The sequence below is a fragment of the Acidovorax sp. KNOB132 genome (assembly GCF_057541515.1).
The window spans coordinates 1-2628 of sequence record NZ_BAAJYT010000382.1 but is presented as its reverse complement, the minus strand read 5'-3'; the positions used below and the strand labels follow the sequence as shown (position 1 = coordinate 2628).

The window sequence follows — 2628 nt, the reverse complement described above, 5'->3', positions numbered from 1 at the left end:
AAATTTTTTCAGTCATTGCATACACCTTAATCAACAAATCCAGCAAATCTTCCATTCGAATCGAAGCGAATTCCCTTCCGTCTGTTGTTCAAGCACGAACCCATCTCGGCCCAGTGGATTAAATACTACGCTGGGATGGGTAAGGATATCCTCAACTTGAAATTGTCCATGTGGCGTTGTCCGGGTTTGCGCTGGTCCTGTTTTGGCGATGCATCCGCCACGCATTCCGCTACTTTCCTCTGATTAATTTAGTAATAGCGCTACACAAAAGATAAGATAAGCCAACGAGCAACACGCCAAAGAGAACAACCATAAAGCCATAAAACAGGGAAACCTCCTCATAGCCCTTCAATGCCGAGAAAATCAACAAAAACAAAACCTCCAAGCCTGTAAACATTTGAAATTCTTGCGGCTTTTCATTTATCCTCCCCAAGATCCACAATCTATGCATCCATTGCATCATTGAGGGGAAAATAACATTCCACAAAAGCTTTGAGAAAAAGCCCGCGAGTAGAATAATTTCAAAATTATCTATATTCATGGAATTATTTGCATTTGACCAAATACTCCTCGCCAAAAGTTGGCAATGCCAACAGGCCAACTGACTGTGGCGGTGCCAGTTACAGAGTTTGAGATTGGATAAATTGGCCAAGAAAGGCCTTATCAAATGTGAATCGAGCCCCCCCCACCCTAGTTCTGATGTAATTCCAAGTACTGGGTCCACCTTGCATTACCCACCTGCCCGCAGCCAGATCAGGTACAACGCCTGCCTCTGCCCATGAAGTCACCGTAGTTGTAGTTGAACAAAACAATGGCGAAGCAGCAGATCCCGCCAGACCTATTGCCGAAGGACTAAATCCCGCTACAGATGCAGGCATGGTGACCGTCCGGATCCAAGCTCCGGCTCTCACCGCATCGTCCAAGGTCGTTTCTCGCCTGACTCCAGCAAGAGTGGTCAAGTCTAGAAACTGCAAGCCATCCGGATCAATCGACGAAATCGGATTTCCTGCCACATACCCAAATCGATCCCCCTCATCCAGTCCATAGGATCAGCCTGGAAGTACCGCCCGAGGGCGGGTCATAGGACCGGTTCAGGTTGTAGTTCAGTTGGGTCTCCTTATCGAACACCTGCCCCGGATACCGCAGGTCGAACTTGATGGCTTCCGCATGGTTGGAACTGCCCTGCCCGCTTTGTGAGTAATTGGTCGCCCCGGTCGTCGGGTTCGCCTCTCCAAACCCCGTGATCAGCCACTGCCACGCCACCTGGCCCTGCGTGTTCGTCAGGCGTCTCGGCGTGTTCAGGTGGTCCGCATCGATGGCATACAGCCTGCCGTTGATCTGCGCGGCAATGGGCATCGGCCCGTTCGCGGTGGGCAGGTAGATGACCTCGGTGCTGTCCATCTCGCCCGCTGCTGCCGCGCTGTCGCTGCTCCGTCTGCTGCCGTACTGCCCCAGCACGGTGCTGCCGATGCCATCCTCCGTATAGACGGCCAGCTGGTTGAGGGACGGGTTAGCCCCGAATATCCGCCCACTAATCTTGAACACTCGCTGTTTCAGGATTTCGTAAGTGTAGTTTGCAGTCAACTCTACCAGCGTCACCCCCCGTTCTTGACGTCCCAATTGTCCTGTGAGACTGTTGTCATCAATGCCCTCCAACGCTTTTAAGCCGGCCGTGCTCAAAATTGAATGGTATCTCTCCAAACCAAACTACCCCATCCTCTTTTTTAATCACAATGCTCTCCGCTGGATATTTAATCACTTGCAATTGCAACTCATCTATAACAGATTTTTCTGGCACCCCAATCCATGCAGCCTCCAATAATCTCTCCAAACGGCGATTGGATTCGTTACTCGACTCTCCACTCTGCCTCACATAATTTAGAGTTATTGAGCGATCAATCCACAAATATGCAAATACAGCGCAACCAATTAGCGCCAACATTAGCGCAAAAATCATCAATTTTAGCTTCATATGTATCCCTTATTTTCCAGCATTGAAGGCACCTTTTGCAAAGGTACGGCACTGATTAGAACTCCAGGGCTTCCAACTGTATTTAGGACGATCTTTATTATTTGCAAGACTCAAAATATAATCATACACTTTTTTCTCTTCTGCCTTGGCATCACAGGTAATTTCGGCTCGTGTATTTTTACCCGATTTTTCCGAAAGAGCAAAGCGAAGATTATCAACTGACTGAGAGGTTGGTTGCCCGTCTTTATCCATGACAAGATTTGGCACACTAACACGGCGAATATTTCCATCATCCGCAGAAAGCCGCGCGCCCACTATGCCCGGGCTATTGGGACTATATCGCCCGTATTAGTAATATTGAGTCACGCCCGCTGCGTCATATCCCAATACTCCCCCATGCCCGCCTAGCCATGTGCTTGTCTTACCGTCCGCATACTCAATTGGGTAATCCGGAAACAATACCGTGCATGCAGCCAACCCTTCAGGGTCTATAAAATTCAGAGGATCGCCGCCCACATACCCAAAGCGATTCCACCCCCATCCAGCCCCGATCGGTCCGCCTGAAGTACCGCCCCGAAGGCGGGTCATAGGAGCGGTTCAGGTTGTAGTTCAGGCCTGTCTCCTCATCGAACACTGCCCCGGATACCGCAGTCGAA

At 49.9% G+C, this 2628-nt stretch carries 4 protein-coding genes; all 4 read right to left on the bottom strand.

The genetic code is table 11. The features are described 5' to 3' along the window. Positions 1-229: 229 nt before the first annotated feature. Positions 230-541, bottom strand: coding sequence for a hypothetical protein (locus tag AC27IO_RS22725; RefSeq protein ID WP_498740908.1), 312 nt, complete (start codon positions 539-541; stop codon positions 230-232). Between the two features lie 491 nt (positions 542-1032). Beyond that, positions 1033-1599: a hypothetical protein gene (locus AC27IO_RS22720; protein ID WP_284431411.1), complete on the bottom strand. Its 567-nt coding sequence runs from the start codon at positions 1597-1599 to the stop codon at positions 1033-1035. Positions 1600-1642: 43 nt separating this feature from the next. Beyond that, positions 1643-1972, bottom strand: a complete 330-nt coding sequence (locus tag AC27IO_RS22715) for an Imm58 family immunity protein (RefSeq protein ID WP_284431410.1) — start codon at positions 1970-1972, stop codon at positions 1643-1645. 9 nt (positions 1973-1981) lie between these two features. After that, positions 1982-2287 carry a hypothetical protein gene (locus AC27IO_RS22710; protein WP_498740905.1) on the bottom strand — a complete coding sequence of 102 codons (306 nt, stop codon included), beginning with the start codon at positions 2285-2287 and terminating at the stop codon, positions 1982-1984. Positions 2288-2628: the final 341 nt, after the last annotated feature.

Bases quoted from the DNA above. Each gene is read 5' to 3' on its own strand.
- AC27IO_RS22715 (WP_284431410.1), bottom strand. From the start codon at position 1,972: ATGAAGCTAAAATTGATGATTTTTGCGCTAATGTTGGCGCTAATTGGT.
- AC27IO_RS22725 (WP_498740908.1), bottom strand. From the start codon at position 541: ATGAATATAGATAATTTTGAAATTATTCTACTCGCGGGCTTTTTCTCA.